Here is a 21,009-nt window from a genome sequence, read left to right on the forward strand (position 1 = left end):
TGTAGTTGTGGCCCAGCTGAAGGGCCTCGCGGAGCGACAGCTCCAGGACCTTCTTGGCCCGGGGTGTGAAGGGGATGTGGCCGGACGGGGCCTGCTGGCCCTGGCCGATGATCTCCTCCACCTGCTGGCGGACCGCCTCGAGCGAAATCCCGAGGCTCTCCAGGGCCTTAGCGGCGACACCCTCACCCTCATGGATAAGGCCCAGGAGGATGTGCTCGGTGCCGATGTAGTTGTGGTTGAGCATCCGGGCTTCTTCCTGAGCCAGGACGACAACCCGCCGCGCGCGGTCGGTGAACCTCTCGAACATCGTTAATCGCTCCTCAGAGGGGTGCGGGGGGATTGGGCTCGAAGGTGCCCGGAACCTGCTGCCGACGGTCTTTCCTCTGCAGGCTCCGGCACCGCGATATCGGTCGGCGGTGTGCCCGGCGGAGGCTTGGATGTGTGAGCGGCAGCGGCGTGGCGTGACTGATCCAGGAGAGATGAGGTGGGCAGAAGCGAGTGGAGGACTCCGCGGGCCTGGGCGAAGGGTGGACGGGCCTGGTGCGGGCACCGTGTCCATACCGACCGTCCGTCAGTCGTCGGGTTCGCCCGCGAGTGTGCGGGCTGCGTCGATGGCTTCGTCGTCCAGGCCCCAGTGCCCTGCGTCCCGCTGTTGTTTGGCCTGTTCGTCGATCCAACGATTGTGGGTTTCCCAGGCGGCCTGCTTGCTGGTGCCGAGTGCGGCGCCGATCTGGGACCAGGAGGCGCCGGCTCGCCGGGCCGACCGTACCGAGAGCTGGCGTCCGTAAGCGGCCTTTCTGGCGATCACTTCGCCCAGCGCGAGTAGCTCCAGTGCCTCCTCACGCGTGAGCGGAGCCATGTCGTCGAAGTAGTCGGACTCGTCCTCGTCGTCCGGGGGCGATGTCAGTGCGTCGCGAGTACGCAGAGCATCGAAACGCGCTGCGGCGGACAGCAGCGTGTACTGGCGTTCAACCTCATCAGGATTAGCCACACCCCCACCGTGCCATCAAGCTACCTTGACGTCAAGGGGACCTGACGTCAAGATGCCCTTACGTCGGCAAGGGGCGACGTAAGGGCATCCTGGTGTGGCGGCGGGATCGGTGGGATCAGTCGAAGATGACGACCTGCCGAACGACCTCGCCCTTGGTCAACGCAGTCACGGCGTCGTTGAGATCCTCGAACCGCACACGCGCGCTGATCAGGCTCTCAATGTCCAGGTGGCCGGACCGGGTGAACTCGATGAGCTTGGGTAGGTCGCGCCGGAGGTCGGATTCGCCGTAGACGGAGGGCTTGATGTTGCGGCTGGCGAACAGCAGCTCGTACGTGCTGATGTCCAGTGGATCGTCGGGCGCTCCGGCTCCGATGACCACTACGTCGCCGCCGCGTCGTGTCAGCTGCCAGGCGTGCCTGACCGTGGCGGATCGTCCCACTGCTTCGAAGACGTGGTCGAATCCCCTCCCGCCGGTCAGGAGATCCTTGGTCTCCTCGGCCGCCTCGGGTGTGATCGTGTGGGTCGCGCCCAGCCGGGCGGCCAGCGCGTGTTTGTGCCGGGCCGGATCGACGGCCACGATGCTCGTGGCCCCGGCAAGCCGCGCGCCTTGGACAGCTGACAGCCCAACGCCGCCGAGCCCGATCACGGCGACACGGTCACCTGGCCGGACCGAGTCGGTATTGAGAACCGCTCCGACGCCGGTGGGCACGCAACAGCCGAGCAGTGCGGCCTGGTCGAACGGGAACGCAGGGTCGATCTTGATGGCGGCCTGCCAGGGGACGACCATCTCCTCGGCCCAGGTGCCGGTGCCGGCCATGCCGAAGGCCGGGGCGCCGTCGATTTCGAATCGGTGCTTGGAGAACAGGTTCTCCATGAACCCCATGCACAGGTGCACTTGCCGGTTGCGGCAGTCCTCACATTGTCCGCATGCGGGGATCCAGTTGACCACCACATGATCACCGGGGGCGACGGCGGTCACCTGGTTGCCGACCTCGATCACCTCACCTGCGCCTTCGTGACCGAGGACCATCGCACCACCACCACCGGGCAGTTCCCCTGAAATGAGGGAGAGGTCGGAGTGGCACACTCCGGTGGCCCGGATGCGGATCTTGACCTCCTCGGGGCCGGGGTCGAGAGCCGTGACGTCGTCACGCAACTCGATCTTACCTAGGCCCGACTCACGCAACACCGCGGCACGCATGCGGATCACCTCCGAATGTAAGGGACCGTTGGGTCGTGGAAATTCGGCTCATCGCGGAATGAACCGACATCTGATCGGCCCCTCGGAACGGAGGGCCATCTTCTGGGTGAGCCGGATCTCGGTGTCGACCGCTTCCACCTCGAAGGCCTGCAGGATGACGGCGATGGCGAGCACGGCTTCCAGCATCGAGAAGTACTGGCCGATGCACGCGCGCGGGCCGCCGCCGAAAGGGAACCACGCGTAACGTGGCCGCTCGGCCTCTAGCTCCGGCGAGAACCGTTCGGGGGTGAAAGCCTCGGGGTCCTGCCAGTACGCCGGATGCCGATGTGTGACCCAGGGGCTCAGGAAGACGATCTTTCCGGCAGGTATGCGATAGCCGTCGATCTCGGTCTCGGCCGTGGCCCGTCGGCTGATGCCGGGCGACGGTGGGTACAGCCGCATGGCCTCCTTGAGCGCCATGTGGACGTACTCGAGCTGGTCGAAGTCATCGGCCGTGGGTATCCGGCCACCGAGGACCCGGTCGACCTCCTCCCGCGCTCGAGCCTGCGCCTCGGGGTGACGGGCGAGCAGATGGAGCGCGAACGTCATCGAGGTGGCAGTGGTCTCGTGCCCGGCGAGAAAGAAGATCAGCACCTGATCTCTGATCTCCTCGGGCGACAACTGGTCGCCTGTCCCCTCACCGGCCTGCAGGAGGAGTTCCAGCAGGTCGTTGCCGGTTTCCTGAGGGTTCCGCTCCCGGATGATCCGGTCACACACCTCGTACAGGTCCCGTCGTGCGGCAGCCGCCCGCCGGTTGGCCGGAGTGGGCCACGTGCGTGGGAACGGCAGTGGTGCGAAGCCCCGTTTGAGCATGTAGGCGCCGAGCAACGGGAAGCAGCGGTCGACGACGTCGCCGGCTTCCTCGCTCGCGGCGCCGAACAGCACGCGTGTCACCACGCGTTGCGTCAAGCGGGTCACCTCGGGTATGACGTCGAGCGGCTCGTTGTCCATGGCCTTCCACTCGGTCACCGTGCGGAGTGTCTCCTCGCACATCGCGGTGGCGTAGCGGTCCACCTTCCGGCGGGTGAACAGCGGCTGGATGAGCCGGCGTTGGCGGACGTAGTCCTCGTCCTGGCTGGTCAGGAGACCATTGCCGAAGATGCTGCGAATCTCGTCGTAGAAGGAGTCGTCCTTCCGGAAGCCCACGGACCGGGCCAGTACCTGCTGGGCGCCCTCCGCGGAGAAGACGGCGAACAGATCGTCGCGCAGACCCGGCGGGCCGACGGTGAACCGGACCACGTCGCCGTGGTCTCGCCGGGCACGCAGGTACGTCGCCAACGGATCGCGTCGAAGAGCCGTCATGGCACCGGTCAGCCGGGAGCCTGCAACGGACGGAATTTCTCGGACGGTTGCCATCGTCACCTTTCCCGTTGCAATGGGTTGATAACCCGTCCCGTTTACTGTCCCTCTTTCTGTGGGATGTGACAACACCTCTCTTGGTGACATTAATGCAGCGCATGTTGATGTCGTGTCCACAGTGGAAGGCATTTGTTTATGCATGCTGCAATCCGGCTATGGATCGACTTTCTGTGCTGTGACCTGCATGGATGTCGAAAAATCTGCCCGCTTGAGTCCTATTTTGAAGTTGCGATGTTGTCTTTTTGTGGGCGAGATGGTTTGGTGTTTCTCTGTTACTGGAGACGTATTAATGCAGACTGGGTGGTGACTCGTGGGCGACAGCGGTGCGCTGCGTGAGCGATTCCGGAAAGCGCTTATGGGGAATTATGGAGTGCCGCCAGTGGTGGTGCTCGAAGGCCAGGGGTGCGTGGTCACGGACGCGGACGGCCGGGCCTATCTTGATCTGATCGGAGGCTTGGCCGTCTCCACGCTCGGCCACGCGCATCCCGCGCTGGTGCAGGCGGTGACCGGACAAGTGGCACGGCTCGCGCACATCTCCAACCTCAGCCTGCACGAGCAGGAAGTGCGGCTGGCGGAGCGGCTGCTCGCGCTCGTCGGTACCGAAGGACGGGTCTTCTTCGCCAATTCCGGGGCGGAGGCAAACGAGGCCGCGTTCAAACTTGTGCGCAAGCACGCCGGGGCCGACCGTACCTACGTCGTGGCCGCGCGGGACAGTTTCCACGGCCGCACGATGGGCGCCCTGAGCCTCACAGGGGCGGCACGCGCCCGGCAGTCCTTCGAGCCCTTCTGCGCCGAGGTTCGGCACGTCGCCTACGGCTCGGTCGACGAACTGCGCAGCGTCGTGACCCCTCAGTGCGCGGCGGTCTTCCTCGAACCAGTACAGGGTGAGGCCGGCGTCATATCGCCGCCCCCCGGTTACTTGCGCGCTGCACGCGAGTTGTGCGACAGCGTGGGTGCGGTCCTCGTCTTCGACGAGGTGCAGAGCGGGATCGGTCGCACTGGCCTGTGGTTCGCCCACCAGCACGAGGGCGTGCTGCCGGACGTGCTGACCCTGGCCAAGGGTCTGGGCGGAGGACTGCCGATCAGTGCATGCATCGGCCTGGGCCGGTACGGCTTGGTTTTCGACCAGGGGGACCACGGTTCGACGTTCGGTGGCAATCCCGTCAGCTGCGCGGCTGCTCACGCGGTGCTGGACACTGTCGAGGGCGACGGCCTCCTGGAAAATGCCACCAAGACCGGTGCGCTGCTGGCATCGGGCCTGGCCGCGATCGACCACCCACTACTGGCCGGGGTGCGAGGGATAGGCCTTTGGCAAGCGGTCCGGCTGACTGAACCACGCGCACGCTCGGTTGAGACACACGCGCGGCAGGCGGGTTTCCTGATCAACGCCGTACAACCGGATGTCGTCAGGCTCTCACCGCCGCTGATCCTCGACGCCGACGAGGCCCAGTCGTTCGTCGACGCTCTACCGGAACTGATGACGACCGCACTGACTGATCCGGCCCATGAGGTCGCGCGATGAAGGCGGCGGTCATCCAGGGACCCGGCAACATCAGGGTGGAACACGTCCCTGATCCTCGGATCCACGAGCCGCACGACGCCGTCGTCGCTGTCACGCACGCCGCCATCTGTGGCAGCGATCTGTGGGCCTACCAGGGCACGGCGCCCCGCAAGCCGGGCCAGCGCATGGGACACGAGTTCATCGGCGTCGTGGAGGAGATCGGGCGCGAGGTAACCACCGTGCGCCCCGGAGACCGGGTGATCGCACCGTTCGTGTGGTCGGACGGAACCTGCGCGTTCTGTGCCGAGGGGCTGCACACGTCCTGTGAGCGGGGCGGCTTCTGGGGGGTGCCGGGCACGGACGGTGGTCAGGGCGAGGCCGTCAGGGTCCCGTTCGCGGACGGCACTCTGATCAAGGTGCCGGCCGGCGCGGACGACACGCTCGACCGGGCCCTGCTGACGTTGTGTGACGTCATGGGAACGGGGCATCACGCCGCGGTCGCGGCAGGTGTCCGCCACGGGGACACCGTCGTGGTCGTCGGAGACGGCGCCGTGGGCCTCTGCGGTGTGTTGGCCGCACGTCGGCTGGGCGCCGAACGCGTCGTACTGCTGGGTCGGCATCCACAACGCACCGCTCTCGCCCGGTGCTTCGGCGCCACCGAAACCGTGCCGGAACGTGGCGAGGAGGCAATCGCCCGGCTGCGCGATCTGATTCCTGGAAGAGGCGCCCCGGCGGTGATCGAGGCGGTCGGCACTTGGGAGTCCCTGCACACGGCGATCTCCGTCGCCCGGCCGGGTGCCGCAGTCGGGTTCGTCGGTGCACCGCACGGCGTGGGCGGCAAGGTCGATGTCCGGCAACTCTTCGACAAGAACGTGAGCCTGCGGGGCGGCGTGGCTCCGGTGCGCGCCTACATCCCTCAGCTGCTTCCCGACGTCCTGGACGGCAGGCTCGACCCGAGTGCCGTCTTCGACCTGTCCATTCGCCTTGCCGATACGCCGATCGGCTATGCGGCGATGCAGGAACGCCACGCCATCAAGGCTCTGATCCGCGTCTAGGCGTGGTCAGTCCGTCCGACCCACTAAGGAGCGATCGTATGACAGTGGACAGTGTGTCCCTGCAGGGCGCAGTGATCCGTAACTCCTACGAGCAGGACCTGAACAAGCACTGGGAGGACAAGCAGTCCGACGACATCAACCTCCTCTTGGGGCAGATGGACGGCCTTTATCATCATCACTACGCTGTCGGCGACTTCAACCGGAGCATCCTCCTAGCACCTGAACAGGAGCGGGAGAATCTCATCCTGAAGGAGATGCACCGTCTGGAGACGGAGCAGGTGAGCCTTATCACCGACGCTCTCGGCAGCCTCCCGCCGACCGCCCGGGTGATGGACGGTGGATCAGGTCGCGGCGGAACGAGCTTCATGGTCCACGACCGATTCGGCTGCAGGGTGGATGGAGTCAACTTCTGCCGGCACCACATCGACTTCGCTCAGAAACTGGCCCGGCGCCGGGGCTGCGCCGACAAGGTGGACTTCCACTACGCGAACATGGTGGAGACACCGTTCGAGGACGGCACGTTCGACGCGGTGTACACGAACGAGACCACGATGTACGTGGACCTTCACGAGGCGTTCCGGGAGTTCGCCCGGGTGCTGCGTCCAGGCGGGCGCTACGTCCTGGTCACCTGGTGCCGCAACGACGCGGAGGTGGCCGCGTCGCCCGATGTCTCGGCCATCGACGAGCACTACGTCTGCCACATCCACGGGCGGGGCACGTATCTCAAGGCGCTGGCGGACAACGGGCTGGTTCCGTCCCGGGTATTGGACCTGACGGACAGCGCGGTCCCCTACTGGGAGCTGCGTTCTCACTCCGGGCTCAAGACGGGCGTCGAGCAGCCTTTCCTCGACGGATACCGCAAGAACCACCTCAACTACGTGGTGATCGCCGCAGAGAAGGCCGTTGATGCCTGAGCGGTCCGCCACGCCACCCGTACTGCATGCGCCGGGGTCGGCTCCTGATGAAGTGGTCCAGGACATCGCTGCGGTCACCAGAGCACTCGTCCTGCCGCCCCTGCGGTCGGCGGTGCAGGGACTTCATCCTGATCTCGCCCGCTTGTGCGGCTATCACTTCGGCTGGTCCGACCTGCGGGGCCGGCCGACGGGAACCGAGGACGCGGGCAAGCTCGTGCGGGCCCGGGTCGCCCTCCTCGCGGCGGCGGCTGCCGGCGCGGATCCGGTCGCCGCCGTCTCCGGCGCGGTCGCGGTGGAGTTGGTGCACAACTTCTCGCTGCTGCACGACGACATCATGGACGCGGACGAACGCCGCAGGGGACGCGCGACCGCTTGGTCGGCCTTCGGCATACCCGGCGCGGTACTGGGCGGGGACGCTCTGACGGCGCTGGCACTGCGCCAGTTGACGACGGTCCCCGGTGAGGCCGGCCGGACGGCGGTGACCATGCTGGTGGACACCCTGCACGAAATGATCCACGGTCAGGCGGCAGACCTTGCGCTGGACCGGATTCCAGGGAGCAAGGTGACCTACCGGCACTACGTCGACGCGTCGTACAAGACCACCGCCCTGTTGTCCGCGGCCTGCGGGATCGGAGCAGTCCTGGGCGGAGCCTCCGGTGAACTGGTCGACCTGCTGCACAGAACGGCCGGCGACGTCGGCCTGGCGTGGCAGATCGCCAACGACGTGGAGGACATCTGGGGCGATCCGGTGGTCACCGGAAAGCGGGCGTTCAGTGATCTGAGGCTGGGGAAGAAGACCCTTCCGGTGATCGCCGCACTGCGCAGCGGGACCGACGAAGGAGACCGGCTGGCCGGCCTGCTGATGAGCGCCGGCGCAGAGAAGGAGGAGCCCGAACTGCTGCTCCAGGCCGACCTCATCGAGGCCGCGGGCGGCCGACGGCATGCTGAGGAGCTGTCGAACCGGCACCTTCGGGGCTCGCTGAACGACCTTGCCGGTTCCCTGCCCCCCACGGCCGCGCGGGACGAACTCATCAGGCTGTTCAGGTTCATCGTCACCCGGGCGAAGTAAGGCGCCCGGTGGTCGGGGTGTGGGCTGGGAACGGCCATGACCTGCGGAGGACGGCCTTCGGGGTGTCCTCCGCAGGTCAGTCGATGAGCGCTTCCTGGAAGGCGGCCGCGTCCGTGAGTCGGAAGAACTCTTCGATACGGCGGATCCGGTGCCCGTCGGAGGAGAGGAACAGCCGGGCTGTCACCGGGAAAGTGAACCGGCGCCCTCGTACGGTCAAGCCACGGGCAACGTATTCCACGCTGACGCCGTGCTCGGTGGGTGTGTATTTACGTTCCGTGTAACGCAAGGAGGCAACAGCGGACCACAGGGCGTGCGAACCGCCGAAGAATTCGCGTGCCGAATGGTCGGACCGCTCATGCTCGTTCCATAACGTGGCGTCGTTGTCCAGGATTCCCAGTACTGTTTCGAAGTCTCGCTGCTCGACGGCGTCGTAAAGTATTTCGGCGATTCTCATAGCGCTTTCATGGGTCACGGTTACGACTCCTGTGGGGAGAGTTGGGGGCGTAAATCAACGGAAGGAATCGAATGTCCTCCATGAGTGATGTCTGTCTGCATACGGCCACCTTTTCGCAACTCGATGCGAAAACGCTCTACGACCTGCTGCGTCTCAGGGTGGACGTGTTCGTGGTGGAACAGGACTGCGCCTACGCCGAGTTGGACGGGCGTGACCTGGAGCTGACCACGACGCACCTGTGGCTCACGTTCCGGGGCGACGAACGGCCGGTGGCCTACCTGAGAGTCCTGGCGGACACCGAGGGACTGCGCATAGGGCGAGTGGTCACCGTGCCGGGTCGGCGGCGCACAGGCCTCGCGGGGCTGCTGCTGGACGCCGCGCTGCACACGGTCGCGTCGGATCGCACGGTCCGGCTGCATGCCCAGCTCTCAGCTGTCTCGCTCTACGCGAAACGCGGGTTCGTCACGGAAGGCGACGTCTTCCTGGAGGACGACATCCGGCACATCGCGATGGTCCGTCCTGCTGCGGCCGCGACGGGACATCAGGAACGCCGCAACGCCGGCGCAAGGTAGAGCGACTACCGCGTAGGCGACGGCGGGCACGGCGAAGGCCGAATCGTGCGCCATCGCCGGGCCGAGGGCTATCGCCAGCGCCAGCCCGCTGTTGTGGACACCAATGTCCAGGCTGATGGCGGCGGACTGCGGTCCCGTCACACCCAGCAACCGGGGGATCGTGTAACCCACAGTCAAGCTGATGACGCAGAACGTGGCGGCGGCTGGCCCGACCTCTCCCAAATGGCCGAGCAGCCGGGACCGCTCCGTCAACACGGCGAGGACGGCCATGAGCGCCAGGAACGTGCCGGACAGCTTCTTCACCGGCCCACCGAGTCGGTTCGCCCATGTCGGACGCTTCGCTCGGACGGCCATGCCCGCCGCCACTGGCAGCAGAATTAGCACCCACAGGGACACGAGCTCCCCGAATCCCAGGTCGACATCACGGAGTCCGCCTGGCAGGAAGTGGGCTGCGGACACACCGACCAGGGCCGGCAGAGTGAGAACTGCGAGGACCGAGTTGATCGCGGTGAGTGTGATGTTGAGGGCGACATCACCCCCGGCCAGGTGGCTGAAGAGCCCGGCAGTGGTGCCTCCCGGCGCAGCCGCGACAAGCATCATCCCCACAGCTGCGGAACCGCTCAGGCCGAAAGCGTGGGCGAGGGCGAAGCACACCCCCGGCAGCAGGACCGACTGACAAATAAGGCAGACGGCGACGGCGCGTGGCGAACGCAGGGCGCGCCGAAAGTCCTCCCGGGTGAGGGCGAGACCGAGGCCCAGCATGAGCACCACGATCGCGATCGGTAACAGGCTGGAAAGCAAGGAATTACCGTCCACGGCAAGTTGTCCCTTCGGTCGCGGAGCGCTGCGTGCGCCAGGGAATTCAATAATCCCATTCGGGTTGCCTGCCGGCCAAGGCTCGGCTCGTGAACGCTCACACCGTCTCCTGTCCAAGCGGAGTCCACATTTGCTACGTGGCTGTCAACATTCGTGGCGTTGCTCCGTCGCGAACTCCTGCGTAGTTTTGCAATGCCGGGGAATTCATTCGGCTCGACAGGTCGACTCACTATTGACTTATGCGAACGGGCAGGAGAGAGTCTGTGGCGGAGCATTTGCTGACTTCGGATACTGTGGCCGTTTCTTTGGGTGAAGTTGATCTTTCTTCGACCCGTGACGCGATTGACGTCGAGCTCTATGGGTTCCTGGACCGGAAACGGCGTTCCCTTTCGGACCCGATCGATGCGCAACTGAGCGCAGCCATAGACCTCCTGGAAGAGCTGGCCGGTGCCGGCGGAAAGCGGCTTCGGCCCCTGCTCTGCCATTGCGGATGGCTCGCTGCCGGGGGCGTCGGCGACGACGCGCCTGTTCTCAAGATCGCAGCGAGCCTCGAACTCTTTCATATGTTCGCCCTCATCCACGACGATGTCATGGATGCCTCGGAGTCCCGCCGCGGTCGACCGACCCTGCACCGCCGCATGGCCGATGACGCCGACTTGAATACTCCGCGTACGACGGGCGCCCACAGGCGACGTCTCCGGGGCGACGACGCTGACCGCCTCGCCAACAATTGCGCGATCCTCGTGGGCGATCTTGCACTCGTCTGGTCGGACGAGCTGATCCACTCCAGTGGTCTGGCCTCCGCCCAGTTGCGCGCCATCCGGCCGCTCCTGGACGCCATGCGTACGGAACTCATGCTGGGCCAGTACCTCGATGTGCGTGCCGCTTGTGATCTTGATGTCGATGTCGACATGGCGTTGGCCATCGCCCGGCACAAGAGTGGCCGGTACACCATCGAGCGTCCGCTGCAAATCGGTGTCGCCTTGGCCGGCGGGAGCGAGGAGATGCTGCGCGCCTGCTCCGACTTCGCTCTCCCCGTCGGCGAGGCGTTCCAACTGCGCGACGACATCCTGGGCGTTTTCGGGGATCCGGCCGTCACCGGAAAGTCCCGTCTTGAGGATCTGCGTGACGGGAAGGCCACCGCCCTCATCGCACTTGCACTGAAGCAGGCGGACGCGGCCCAACGCCGGACGCTCACGGGGCGGTTCGGCGATCCGGAACTGGACGACGCGGGAGCCGCGGAGGTGCGTGAGCTTTTGATCGCCACCAAGGCGGTGGAAACCGTCGAGGAGATGATCCGGGAACGCTGGCAGCGTGGCATGCAGGCGTTGGAGGACCTTCCGTTCCACGCCGCGGGGCGAGGCGCGCTCCGCTCCCTCGCGGTCGCGGCGACTCAGCGCAAGGCCTGAGCCCCTGACCGTTCCTTCCCGACCCACAGCTGATGAGCCCGAGGAGAGTGGTTGTGAACCGTACGCCGACTGCTGAGCAGGCGTCCGCACAGGACACAGCAGCGCCCGAGGAGTTCGACGAGGCGCAGACGCTTCTTGAGGCGTCACACGCGGACCCGTGGGCACAGATCAGTCCCTCGGTCTACGAGAACGCCCGTGTGGTTACCGTGGCTCCCTGGCTCGGCGGAGCCGGCCGACGACTGCGTTTCCTCTGCGAGGAGCAAGCAACTGACGGTGGCTGGGGTATCAGCGGTTTCCGCCTCGTACCGACACTCAGCGCCGTAGAAGCATTGCTGACGGCCTGGAGGCGAGGAGAGGAGGCTGCGGGGGCCGGACCGGAGTACGTGCGACGTGCGGCTGTGCGCGGAATCGAGACCTTGTGCACATGGCTGACCGGCGGGCAGGGCTCGGAAGAGGCCGAGCATCTGCCCGACACCGTGGCCATCGAGGTGGTGGTGCCGGGTCTGATCGCCCAGATCAACGCGCGTCTGGACGAATGCCGTACGACCCCCTTGCCCGGCCTTCCTGAGCGGCTGGTCTCACTCGGCCTGCCGCTGCCACGTGGTACGGACGATTCGATCCTGGCAGCGCTCCGGGCGGCCACGGCCGGTGGCCGGACTCTGCCGCCCAAGCTTTGGCACGCCTGGGAGATTCTCAGTCCGGGCCGTCCGTTCGCACGGGAGGTCCGGCCGGTCAACGGTTCGGTGAGCTGCTCGCCAGCGGCGACGGCGGCCTGGTTGGGCGGCAGCCCTACGGGCCCGGAATCCCTCGGCGCGGGGATGACGCCGATGATACCGGCCACTGGAGAGGCCCGGGCCGCCCTGCGCTTCCTGGAAGACCTGCAACAGCACCGCGGCGGGCTGCTGCCACTTGGCGGCCCAATGCCCAACTTCGAGCGCGCCTGGATCCTTGCAAGCCTGGCCACGCACGGCGTCCCGCACCAGGCGTCGGAGGAGCTCCTCGACGACCTGGACGCCGTGTGTCTGGAGGAGGGAATGTCGGCCGGTGACGGCTTGCCACCGGACGCTGACGACACCGCGGTGGGTTTGTACGCGCTGGCCCGGCACGGCCGCCGACGTCGGCCCGACAGCCTGCTGCGGTACTTCAACGAGGGACACTTCTGCACCTACCCCGACGAACGCACAGCCTCGCCGACCGCGAACGCCCATGCGCTGGAGGCGTTGGGGTACTGGACGAGTCGCTATCCCGAGGACGTGCCCCGCTTCGGCGCGGCGGTGGTAGGCGCCTCGGACTGGCTGCTGTCCGTCCAGAACGCGGACGGCAGTTGGACCGACAAGTGGAACGGTTCGCCGTACTACGCCACCGCCAGCTGTGTGGAGGCGCTGGCCGCCTACGCTGGGGAGACCGCCCGTCCTGCCGTGGAGCGCGCGGTGTCCTGGGTGCTGAACACACGTCACCCTGGTGGGCTGTGGGGGCACGGAGCTGGCACGGTCGAGGAGACGGCCTACGCGGTCTGGATCCTGCGGTGGTCGCAGGATCACCGGTGCGCGCGGCAGGTCAAGGAAGCGCTGGACGCCGCGCGCGACACCCTGACCCGAGGCACGATCACCGAGGTCAGCACTCCGTTGTGGATCGGCAAGGACGTCTACACACCCGTGCGCATTGCGCGTGCCGCCCGCCTGTCCGCCCTGCATGAGCTGGTGAGGTGAGCCGTGACGTCCGCACAGACCCGTGACACCTCGGCGGAAGTCCTCGTGGTCGACTGTCCGTTTCCTGACCGCTCCAGTCCGTACGGCAACGCCGCAGCCGAGTACGTCCGCCAGATCGCCGCCGCGGCCGGGGTACGAGGCCGAGCCGGCTCCGCTGTGGTGCACGGCATCGCGCTCGGGGAGGCGGCGGCGCTGACCTACCCCGATGCGGACGAGGATCGGCTCGCCGTCGCCGCTCTGTGGATCGCCTTCCTCGTGTTGTTCGACGACACCTGGAGCGATCTGCTTAGCCTGGACGAGGGCTGGCTGGAGCCGGTGCTGGAACAGCACGCGATCATCCACTCAGTCTTGGACGGACACACAGCGGACGACCCGCTGGCCCGCCTGCTCGGCCAGGTCCTCAAGGACATTCAGCGGATCGATCCGCTGTGGGACGACAGCAGGTTGTGCCGGGAGATCAAGCGCTATCTGGCTGCCACCCTGTGGGAACTGGACCTACGCGACCGGCGAATCGTTCCCGACGTGACGTCGTATCTGCGGATGCGCCGCGTCTTCAGCACGATGACCGTGCAGCTGGAGCTCGACTACTTCGTCTGCCGCCTGCGCTTGTCGGAGCAGGTGCGCGCCCATCCGTGCGTGCAACTGGTGGACATGGCGGTGGCCGACTACGGATGCATCGCTAACGACCTGTACTCCTTCGAGGAGGAACGCACACACGGCCTGAGCGCCAACATCGTCACGGTGCTCCAGCACGAGTACGGCTGGGACATACCCACCGCAGAGGCGCATGCGCGGAAGTTGTGCGCCAGGGCCGTCGAGACGTACGAGGACATCAGCACCCGGCCCGCTCGGTACGGGTTGACCGAGGACGACGATCTTCGGCGCTACTTCGCGCACTACGAGGCGTTCATGTCCGCCGCTGCACGTTGGCCGGCCCGCTCGGACCGCTATCGCCCGGGAGCTGTCGGATTCGTCACCCCGTGACCTACCTCTAGGGAAGGGAAGAACCCCATGTCCACCACTTTGCGCCCGCCGCGGGCCACGGCACCACCGACCGTTCCCGGTGCCCTGCCTGTGATCGGGCACGGCATCCCCCTGGTGCGGAGCCGCCTGCAGTTCCTCCAGGAGGCCCGCAGGTACGGCCCCCTGGTCCGGGTACGGGTCGGACCCGCCACCGCCTACCTGGTCAACGACCCTGCACTGCTGCGCCAGGTGCTGGTGACGGATGCCGCGCGCTTCCCACGGGGCATCCACTTCCGCAAGGCGAGGGCCGTCGCAGGCAACGGCATCATCACAGCCTACGGCGCCCCCCACCGTCGTCAGCGCAAACTGGTGCTGCCGGCCTTCAACCGCAAGCGAGTGCAGGTGTACGGCGACGTTATGCACGAGATCGCCTCCCAGCGCATTGCGGCATGGCCGCAGGAGAGCCCTATCGAGCTCAAACCGGAGTTCGTTCAGCTGGCCACGACTGTGGGCACCAAATGCCTGTTCTCCTCGGAGCTGGGCGGATCGGCGGTGCGAGTGGTGGAGCGCGCGCTGCCCATTCTGACCCGCCAGGTCAGTCTGCGTGCCATGGACCCCACCGGTCTGCTGGAGAAGCTCCCCACACCCGGGCGACGCAGGTTCGACGAGACGATGACCGAGCTGAACACGATGATCCAGCAGATCATCACCGCCTACCGGCAGAGCGACCGGGATGAGGTGGACCTGTTGACCATGCTGATGGCTGCCACGGATGAGGACACAGGCCGTGGCATGGACGACCAGCAACTCCGCGACGAGATCATCAGCATCCTGCTCTCCTCGGCCGAGACCACCGCTCTGACACTGAGCTGGTCCTGCTACGAGTTGGGGCGTGCCCCGGAGATCCAACGCCGCCTCCAGGAAGAGGCGGACTCGGTGCTCGCCGGCCGTGCTCCCACTCATGAGGACCTCAGTCGGCTGGACCTGACGCGGCGCATCATCAAGGAGACGCTCCGCCTCTATCCGCCCACGTACTTCCTGTCCCGCGCAGCGGCTCAGGACACGGAACTCGGGGGGTACCGCATCCGCGAGGGCAGCATCGTTCTCTACTCGTTCTACTCGCAGCACCGAGACCCGTTGCTCTTTCGGTATCCGGCGCGCTTCGATCCAGACCGTTGGCTGGTCGGCCGGGAAGACGATGTCACCCCCGAGGCGTACATGCCGTTCGGAGAAGGCGCCCACCGCTGTGTGGGAGAAGGCTTCGCCTATGCCGAGGCAATGACCACTCTGGCGCTCATTGCGAGCCTGTGGCATCTGCACCCGGTCTCCGATCAGCCCGTTCGTCCGGTAGGCACCGTCACCCTCGTCCCCGACGGACTGCGGATGACCGTACGCAGGAGGGAGCGGTGACCCAGGAGCACGACGGCATGCGCGTCACGGTGAAGCCGGACGTCTGCATCGGTGCCGGTCAGTGCGTGCTCGCCGCCCCCGAGGTGTTCGACCAGGACGACGAAGGGGTGGTGCAAGTGGTTGACGAAGCTCCGGAGCACGAACTGCACCAGGACGTTCTCCTGGCCGCCGCCCGATGCCCGGTCGAAGCAATCGGAGTGGTCGAGTCCTGACCGGGTCACCTACTGCCCTTTCTCTGCCGATCCCCGTCCAGCGAAGACAGGAGTGCATCATGAGGCTGGAGGACATCACGTCCCCTCGAGACCTCCGAAGGCTGGCACTGTCCGAACTGGTGCATCTCTCCGATGAGATACGAGTCTTCCTCATCGACGCCGTGTCACGGACGGGAGGTCACCTTGGGCCCAACCTCGGCGTAGTCGAACTGACACTGGCCATCCATCGCGTCTTCGACTCCCCCTTCGACAGAATCTTGTGGGACACCGGCCACCAGGCCTACGTTCACAAGCTTCTGACGGGACGTCAGGATTTCGGAGGCCTGCGCAAGAGGGGTGGCCTGTCGGGCTATCCGAGCCGGGCCGAGTCGGTGCACGATCTCATCGAAAACTCCCATGCCTCCACCGCGCTCTCGTACGCCGACGGCCTCGCCAAGGCCCACCGGCTGCGCGGCGAGAGCGGACGGCGGGTCGTCGCCGTGATCGGGGACGGAGCGCTGACCGGTGGGATGGCCTGGGAGGCGCTCAACAACATTGCGGGCTCCGCCAACCCCGTCGTCATCGTGCTGAACGACAACGGGCATTCGTATGCCCCGACCGTGGGCGGCATCGCGGACCACATGTCCGCACTGGCAGCACCGGACGCCGGAGCGGGCCCTGACGGACGATCAGCGCGCAACCTGTTCGAGAACCTCGGCCTGAACTATGTGGGCCCTGTCGACGGCCATGACATCACTGCCCTGGAAGCCGCGTTCAGCGCCGCGCGAGAAGCGGACCGCCCGGTCGTCGTGCACTGCCGGACCCGCAAAGGGCATGGGTACCCCCCGGCAGAACAGGACACCAGAGACCACCTGCACGCCATCGGCAGTTTCGACCCGGTCACGGGAAAGGGCACGGGGGAGTCGGCCGTCACCTGGACCCAGGCGTTCGGTGCGGAGCTGGTGAGACTGGGAGGGGAGCGCCCCGACGTCGTGGCCCTGACCGCGGCGATGCTGCACCCGGTGGGTCTCGCCCCCTTCGCCGAAGCGTTTCCCGACCGGGTCTTCGATGTCGGCATCGCCGAACAGCATGCGGTCACCTCGGCTGCGGGCCTGGCGGCAGGAGGTCTGCATCCGGTGGTGGCCATCTATGCCACCTTCCTCAACCGCGCGCTGGACCAGGTCCTGATGGACGTGGCTCTGCACAGGGCCGGCGTCACGTTCGTCCTCGACCGTGCGGGGATCACCGGCGACGACGGTCCGAGCCACAACGGCATGTGGGACCTCTCACTGCTCCAGGCCGTGCCGGGGCTCCGACTGGCAGCACCACGCGACGCGAACCAGGTGCGCGCGCAGCTGAGGGAAGCGCTCGACGTGAGCGACGCGCCCACCGTGCTCCGCTTCCCCAAGGGAGCCGCGGGCCCCGACATTCCGGCGTTGGTCCGCTTCCACACGGTCGACGTTCTGGCTCGCACCATGCCCCTTCGCGAACGAGGCGACCTGCTCCTGATCTCGGTGGGCTCCATGGCACGGGTCTGTACAGAAGTGGCGGAAAGGCTCGCGGCAGATGGCTTCGCCGTGACCGTCGTCGATCCGCGCTGGGTGAAACCCGTGGATGAAGCCCTCTGCGTGTTGGCAGCCGACCATGAGGTGGTCGCCGTTGTGGAGGACAACCTGAGTGTGGGCGGCGTGGGTTCCGCAGTCACGCAGGCATTGCGCGGGGCGGGCCTGGAGAACCCCTGTCTGACCTACGGTCTGCCCCTGGCCTTCCCCCGGCACTGTGCCAGGGCCCGGCTTCTGGAGGAGTTGGGGCTCGGCGTCACGGCGCTTGAGGGCCAACTGCGTGACTTCCTGACCAGCCAGGTGCCCCTGAGTGGAAGGGTGACGCTGACATGACGCAGGTTCCGCTCGGTATGCCCACGATGAGGAACGCCGAGGACGGTGGTCAGCGAGAACCTCGACGTCAGTCCCGGCGGATCACCGTGGGATCGGTGCCCGTCGGCGGCGGAGCGGCGGTGTCCGTGCAGTCCATGACCACCACTCAGACCGCCGATGTCGACGCGACGTTGCAGCAGATCGCGGAGCTGAACGCGGCCGGCTGCCAGATCGTACGCGTGGCGGTCCCCACCCAGGACGACGCCGAGGCGCTGCCTCGCATCGCGGCCAAGTCCCCGATCCCCGTCATTGCCGACATCCATTTCCAGCCGAAGTACGTTTTCGCCGCCATTGAGGCGGGTTGCGCAGCCGTGCGCGTCAACCCTGGCAACATCAAACGGTTCGACGACCGGGTCGGTGAGATCGCCCGCGAGGCGGCGGACGCCCATGTGCCGATCCGGATCGGTGTGAACGCCGGGTCCCTGGATCGCCGCCTTTTGGCGAAGTACGGTCGGCCGACGCCTGAGGCGCTGGTGGAATCGGCGTTGTGGGAGTGCTCGCTGTTCGAAGAGCACGGGTTTCGGGACCTAAAGATCTCGGTGAAGCATCACGACCCGGTCGTGATGATCGAGGCGTATCGGCAGTTGGCCGAGCAGTGTGACTACCCCCTCCACCTGGGTGTGACGGAGGCGGGCCCTGCGTTCCAGGGCACGGTCAAGTCGGCCGTCGCCTTCGGTGTCCTGCTGGCCGAGGGAATTGGCGACACGGTCCGGGTGTCCCTGTCCGCTCCTCCGGTGGAAGAGGTCAAGGTCGGCATCGCGATCCTTGAGTCTCTCGGACTGCGCGAGCGGAGCCTCGAGATCGTGTCGTGTCCCTCCTGTGGCAGGGCCCAGGTGGACGTTTACACCCTTGCGGAGCAGGCGACCGCGGCCCTTGAGGGGTTTCCGGTGCCGCTGCGTGTGGCGGTCATGGGATGCGTGGTCAACGGGCCCGGTGAGGCGCGTGAGGCCGACCTCGGAGTCGCGTCGGGCAACGGCAAGGGACAGATTTTCGTGCGTGGAGAAGTGGTGCGGACAGTGCCGGAGGCCCAGATCGTCTCGGCGCTGGTTGAGGAAGCGGTGCGCATCGCCGAGGAACGCGGTGTAGAGATTTCTGAGTCCTGAGCTCTGCCGCGAACCGACTGCACCCGATCCGAGACGTGGAGGGCACGGTGGACGACATGCACGATCCGCTGCGCTCCCCCTTCTGTGTCGAAACGGTCCCCGGCCGGCTCGCGCAGGCCTGCGACTGCCCGAGTGATCGGGCCCTTATACCTTTCCGCCATCAGCCTTCGGTCGACCATCGCGTGCCGGAGCGAAGACCGTTCTTCCCCGTAACCGCTGATCCAACACCAAGGAGGAACCCTTGTCCGAGTCTCCCGTCCCCGGGGCCGCCGTCAGCCGCCCCGAGCAGAGCGATCCGGTGTCCGTCGTCTTCCGTCTGGTCTGGGGATACACCACATCCGCGATCACTCATACGGCCTTCGAATTAGGCCTTCCCGACCTGTTGGAGTCCGGTCCGCGGTCCGCGGACGACCTGGCGGAGGAGACGGGAGCACACCGGCCTTCCCTGCACCGTTTACTGCGGACCATGGCAGCCCTGGGCATCACCCAGGAGACGGAGAACGGCGACTTCGTTCTCACAGAGGCCGGAGCCCTTCTGCAGAGCAAGGGCTCCGGTTCGATGGACGCCATGGCTCGACTCTTCGTGCACGAGTCGATGTGGCGCCCCTGGCAAGGACTCACGGAGAGCGTCAGGACAGGCGAGCCCGTCTTCGAGAGCCAGTTCGGCATGGACTACTGGGCCTACATGAAGCAACACCCGGAGGTGTCCCGCCTGTTCAACGCCGCCATGGGGGATGCGTCCCAGGCTGTCGGCACCGCCGTCGCAGCGGCCTACGACCTTACCCGCTTCCGGACCGTCGTTGATGTGGGAGGCGGTAATGGGACGCTGCTCTCAGCCATGCTCCAGGCGACTCCCGGGTTGCGCGGCATCGTGTTCGACAGTGCCTCAGGAGTGGCGCAGACCAAGGATCACTTGATGGCCGCCGGGGTGAGCGACCGCTGCGAAGCCAGGGCAGGCAACTTCCTCGAAGCCTTGCCCGAGGGCGGCGACCTGTACGTCTTCAAGAGCGTCATCCACGACTGGGACGATGAACGGGCGACGGCGATCTTGCGGAACTGCCGACAGGTGCTGCCTGACGAAGGAAGGCTGCTCATCGTCGAACCTGTGATCCCCGAGGCGGTAACGGTGTCGCCCGCGGATCCATTCCCCTATCTCAACGACCTCAACATGATGGTCAGCCTGCGCGGCAAGGAGCGCACACAGCCCGAGTACGAGGCCCTTCTGGACGCGGCTCATCTCCGCCTGTCCAGTGTCCAGCAGGTGCCGGGACCGGAACGCGTGTTCCTGATCGAGGCGGTGCCAGTGCCGCAGTCCTAGCAGAGTGGTGAAGCTCCTCGTCGTGCGCGGTCCCTGGATTCGCGACGCCGAGGAGCTTCACCATGTCTCGATCAATACGTGTCGCTGTCGAACCCGCTGAGCATGGGTACGGGCGTCAGATCCAGGCGCGTTGGCCCGCTTCCGCCGCGGCGTGTGCTGTGCCGCACGGGATGGCCGGACAAGAACGTCTGTCCGGGGGCGCAGATCCCCGAGCGGTAGGCGAGCGCTATGGCCTCCCCACGACTACGTAGGCCGAACTTGCGTAGAACACGAGACACATAGGCCCGCACAGTGGCGGTGGCCACGGACATGCTCTCGGCGATCTCGTCCGTGGACTGGCCGGCTGCCAGTCGGCACAAAGTCTCGTACTCCCGCGGCAGGAGACGTTCACCGATCTCATCAGTGGTGAACCCCTCGTCGTAGGTGCTGAACCGCTCGTTGAGGAACTGCACGAGTTTACGGATGAGCGGAGGAGAGACGTAGGTGCCCCCGGCCTGGGCGGAGTCCAGAGCCGTGCGCAGCTCTCCACGCAGCCGGTCCTTCAACAGGTATCCACGAGCACCGGCCGAGATCCCGAGCCACACCGTCTGGCCCGCGCTCGCGACCGCCACAAGGATGACTGTGGCTTCCAGGACACTGGCCAGTTCCGAGATGAGGGTGGGCGCGTCGGACGCAGCTTCGTCGGACAACAGGACGAAGTCCGGGGTGAGGCGGCGCGAGATGTCCAGGGCTTCGGAGGTGTCCCCGGTCTCACCCGCGACTTCATACGCTGGGGACTCCTCCAGGATGTGTCGGATCCAGCGGCGGCTGGCCACGTCCGAGTCGATTACGAGCACTTTCACGGCGCCGGGTTCCTACTCTCTTTGCAGGGTGAAAGTCACTGATCTGGTAGGGGACGGGGTGGCAGGACCGCGGAACGCCCTGGGCCACGTGTGGGGAAGCGCCCGGCGCGAGCGGAAGGCACCGGGCGCTCGATCAGCGGGCGACGGTGAGGGCCGGGG

Annotated in this window: 19 protein-coding genes and 1 pseudogene; 13 read left to right on the plus strand and 7 right to left on the minus strand. The window is 66.5% G+C overall.

Annotated features, from left to right (window positions below; all coding sequences use genetic code 11):
• From WH07_RS21135 to WH07_RS21150, 4 genes are all read right to left on the minus strand, one after another.
• Positions 1–307 (minus strand): Clp protease N-terminal domain-containing protein (locus tag WH07_RS21135; protein WP_046502295.1); only part of this gene is annotated, 307 nt, incomplete at its 3' end.
• 264 nt (positions 308–571) lie between these two features.
• Positions 572–991 (minus strand): hypothetical protein, encoded by a 420-nt coding sequence (locus WH07_RS21140; RefSeq protein WP_046502298.1) that lies wholly within the window; start codon positions 989–991, stop codon positions 572–574.
• 115 nt (positions 992–1,106) lie between these two features.
• Positions 1,107–2,192, minus strand: a complete 1,086-nt coding sequence (locus WH07_RS21145; RefSeq protein ID WP_046502302.1) for a Zn-dependent alcohol dehydrogenase — start codon at positions 2,190–2,192, stop codon at positions 1,107–1,109.
• A 48-nt stretch (positions 2,193–2,240) separates the two neighbouring features.
• The gene (locus WH07_RS21150; protein ID WP_046502305.1) at positions 2,241–3,587 is read right to left on the minus strand and encodes a cytochrome P450; all 1,347 of its coding nucleotides are present in this window, start codon (positions 3,585–3,587) and stop codon (positions 2,241–2,243) included.
• A gap of 313 nt (positions 3,588–3,900) precedes the next feature.
• On the opposite strand from WH07_RS21150, the gene WH07_RS21155 reads away from it, so the two are divergent.
• From WH07_RS21155 to WH07_RS21170, 4 genes are read left to right on the plus strand one after another with little or no spacing between them, the layout of a single operon-like run.
• The gene (locus WH07_RS21155; protein ID WP_269801381.1) at positions 3,901–5,112 is read left to right on the plus strand and encodes an acetylornithine transaminase; all 1,212 of its coding nucleotides are present in this window, start codon (positions 3,901–3,903) and stop codon (positions 5,110–5,112) included.
• A complete protein-coding gene (locus WH07_RS21160) occupies positions 5,109–6,146 on the plus strand; it encodes an alcohol dehydrogenase catalytic domain-containing protein (RefSeq protein WP_046502311.1) in 1,038 nt (345 codons plus the stop codon). The genes WH07_RS21155 and WH07_RS21160 overlap by 4 nt, the downstream gene beginning before the upstream one ends.
• Positions 6,147–6,184: 38 nt before the next feature.
• The gene (locus WH07_RS21165) at positions 6,185–7,060 is read left to right on the plus strand and encodes an SAM-dependent methyltransferase (protein WP_046502313.1); all 876 of its coding nucleotides are present in this window, start codon (positions 6,185–6,187) and stop codon (positions 7,058–7,060) included.
• Entirely contained in the window at positions 7,053–8,129 is a 1,077-nt protein-coding gene (locus tag WH07_RS21170) for a polyprenyl synthetase family protein (RefSeq protein WP_079023411.1), read from the plus strand. Before WH07_RS21165 ends, WH07_RS21170 begins: the two co-directional genes overlap by 8 nt.
• Before the next feature lie 76 nt (positions 8,130–8,205).
• Here WH07_RS21170 and WH07_RS21175 read toward each other — a convergent pair whose 3' ends face one another.
• Entirely contained in the window at positions 8,206–8,601 is a 396-nt protein-coding gene (locus tag WH07_RS21175) for a nuclear transport factor 2-like protein (RefSeq protein ID WP_157877400.1), read from the minus strand.
• Positions 8,602–8,663: 62 nt separating this feature from the next.
• Here WH07_RS21175 and WH07_RS41280 point away from each other — a divergent pair.
• A pseudogene (locus WH07_RS41280) lies at positions 8,664–9,038 on the plus strand (GNAT family N-acetyltransferase); the annotation flags it as partial.
• Here the strand turns inward: WH07_RS41280 and WH07_RS21185 are convergent.
• On the minus strand, positions 9,012–9,956 hold the full coding sequence (locus tag WH07_RS21185; protein ID WP_232788996.1) for a bile acid:sodium symporter family protein: 945 nt from the start codon (positions 9,954–9,956) through the stop codon (positions 9,012–9,014). The pseudogene WH07_RS41280 and the gene WH07_RS21185 overlap by 27 nt on opposite strands.
• Before the next feature lie 278 nt (positions 9,957–10,234).
• On the opposite strand from WH07_RS21185, the gene WH07_RS21190 reads away from it, so the two are divergent.
• The 8 genes from WH07_RS21190 to WH07_RS21225 all read left to right on the plus strand — a co-directional run bounded on the left by WH07_RS21190 (position 10,235) and on the right by WH07_RS21225 (position 20,008).
• Positions 10,235–11,380 carry a polyprenyl synthetase family protein gene (locus WH07_RS21190; protein ID WP_052744495.1) on the plus strand — a complete coding sequence of 382 codons (1,146 nt, stop codon included), beginning with the start codon at positions 10,235–10,237 and terminating at the stop codon, positions 11,378–11,380.
• A 53-nt stretch (positions 11,381–11,433) separates the two neighbouring features.
• Positions 11,434–13,089, plus strand: a complete 1,656-nt coding sequence (locus tag WH07_RS21195; RefSeq protein ID WP_157877401.1) for a prenyltransferase/squalene oxidase repeat-containing protein — start codon at positions 11,434–11,436, stop codon at positions 13,087–13,089.
• A 3-nt stretch (positions 13,090–13,092) separates the two neighbouring features.
• Positions 13,093–14,073, plus strand: coding sequence for a terpene synthase family protein (locus WH07_RS21200; protein ID WP_046502320.1), 981 nt, complete (start codon positions 13,093–13,095; stop codon positions 14,071–14,073).
• A gap of 27 nt (positions 14,074–14,100) precedes the next feature.
• Entirely contained in the window at positions 14,101–15,462 is a 1,362-nt protein-coding gene (locus WH07_RS21205) for a cytochrome P450 (protein ID WP_046502322.1), read from the plus strand.
• On the plus strand, positions 15,459–15,674 hold the full coding sequence (locus tag WH07_RS21210) for a ferredoxin (RefSeq protein ID WP_332836364.1): 216 nt from the start codon (positions 15,459–15,461) through the stop codon (positions 15,672–15,674). The genes WH07_RS21205 and WH07_RS21210 overlap by 4 nt, the downstream gene beginning before the upstream one ends.
• Before the next feature lie 56 nt (positions 15,675–15,730).
• Positions 15,731–17,548 (plus strand): 1-deoxy-D-xylulose-5-phosphate synthase, encoded by a 1,818-nt coding sequence (locus tag WH07_RS21215; protein WP_408645885.1) that lies wholly within the window; start codon positions 15,731–15,733, stop codon positions 17,546–17,548.
• Positions 17,545–18,690 (plus strand): flavodoxin-dependent (E)-4-hydroxy-3-methylbut-2-enyl-diphosphate synthase, encoded by a 1,146-nt coding sequence (ispG, locus tag WH07_RS21220; RefSeq protein WP_046502329.1) that lies wholly within the window; start codon positions 17,545–17,547, stop codon positions 18,688–18,690. Before WH07_RS21215 ends, ispG begins: the two co-directional genes overlap by 4 nt.
• A 241-nt stretch (positions 18,691–18,931) precedes the next feature.
• Positions 18,932–20,008, plus strand: a complete 1,077-nt coding sequence (locus WH07_RS21225; protein WP_052744498.1) for a methyltransferase — start codon at positions 18,932–18,934, stop codon at positions 20,006–20,008.
• A 71-nt stretch (positions 20,009–20,079) separates the two neighbouring features.
• On the opposite strand, the gene WH07_RS21230 is transcribed toward WH07_RS21225, so the two are convergent.
• Positions 20,080–20,850 (minus strand): response regulator transcription factor, encoded by a 771-nt coding sequence (locus WH07_RS21230; protein ID WP_046502332.1) that lies wholly within the window; start codon positions 20,848–20,850, stop codon positions 20,080–20,082.
• Positions 20,851–21,009 lie beyond the last annotated feature (159 nt).

Origin of the sequence: Streptomyces odonnellii (genome assembly GCF_000981895.1) — a bacterium.
GTDB classification, from domain to species: Bacteria; Actinomycetota; Actinomycetes; order Streptomycetales; family Streptomycetaceae; genus Streptomyces; species Streptomyces odonnellii.

Bases quoted from the DNA above. Each gene is read 5' to 3' on its own strand.
- WH07_RS21145 (WP_046502302.1), bottom strand. From the start codon at position 2,192: ATGCGTGCCGCGGTGTTGCGTGAGTCGGGCCTAGGTAAGATCGAGTTG.
- WH07_RS21150 (WP_046502305.1), bottom strand. From the start codon at position 3,587: ATGGCAACCGTCCGAGAAATTCCGTCCGTTGCAGGCTCCCGGCTGACC.
- WH07_RS21160 (WP_046502311.1), top strand. From the start codon at position 5,109: ATGAAGGCGGCGGTCATCCAGGGACCCGGCAACATCAGGGTGGAACAC.
- WH07_RS21165 (WP_046502313.1), top strand. From the start codon at position 6,185: ATGACAGTGGACAGTGTGTCCCTGCAGGGCGCAGTGATCCGTAACTCC.
- WH07_RS21170 (WP_079023411.1), top strand. From the start codon at position 7,053: ATGCCTGAGCGGTCCGCCACGCCACCCGTACTGCATGCGCCGGGGTCG.
- WH07_RS21205 (WP_046502322.1), top strand. From the start codon at position 14,101: ATGTCCACCACTTTGCGCCCGCCGCGGGCCACGGCACCACCGACCGTT.
- ispG (WP_046502329.1), top strand. From the start codon at position 17,545: ATGACGCAGGTTCCGCTCGGTATGCCCACGATGAGGAACGCCGAGGAC.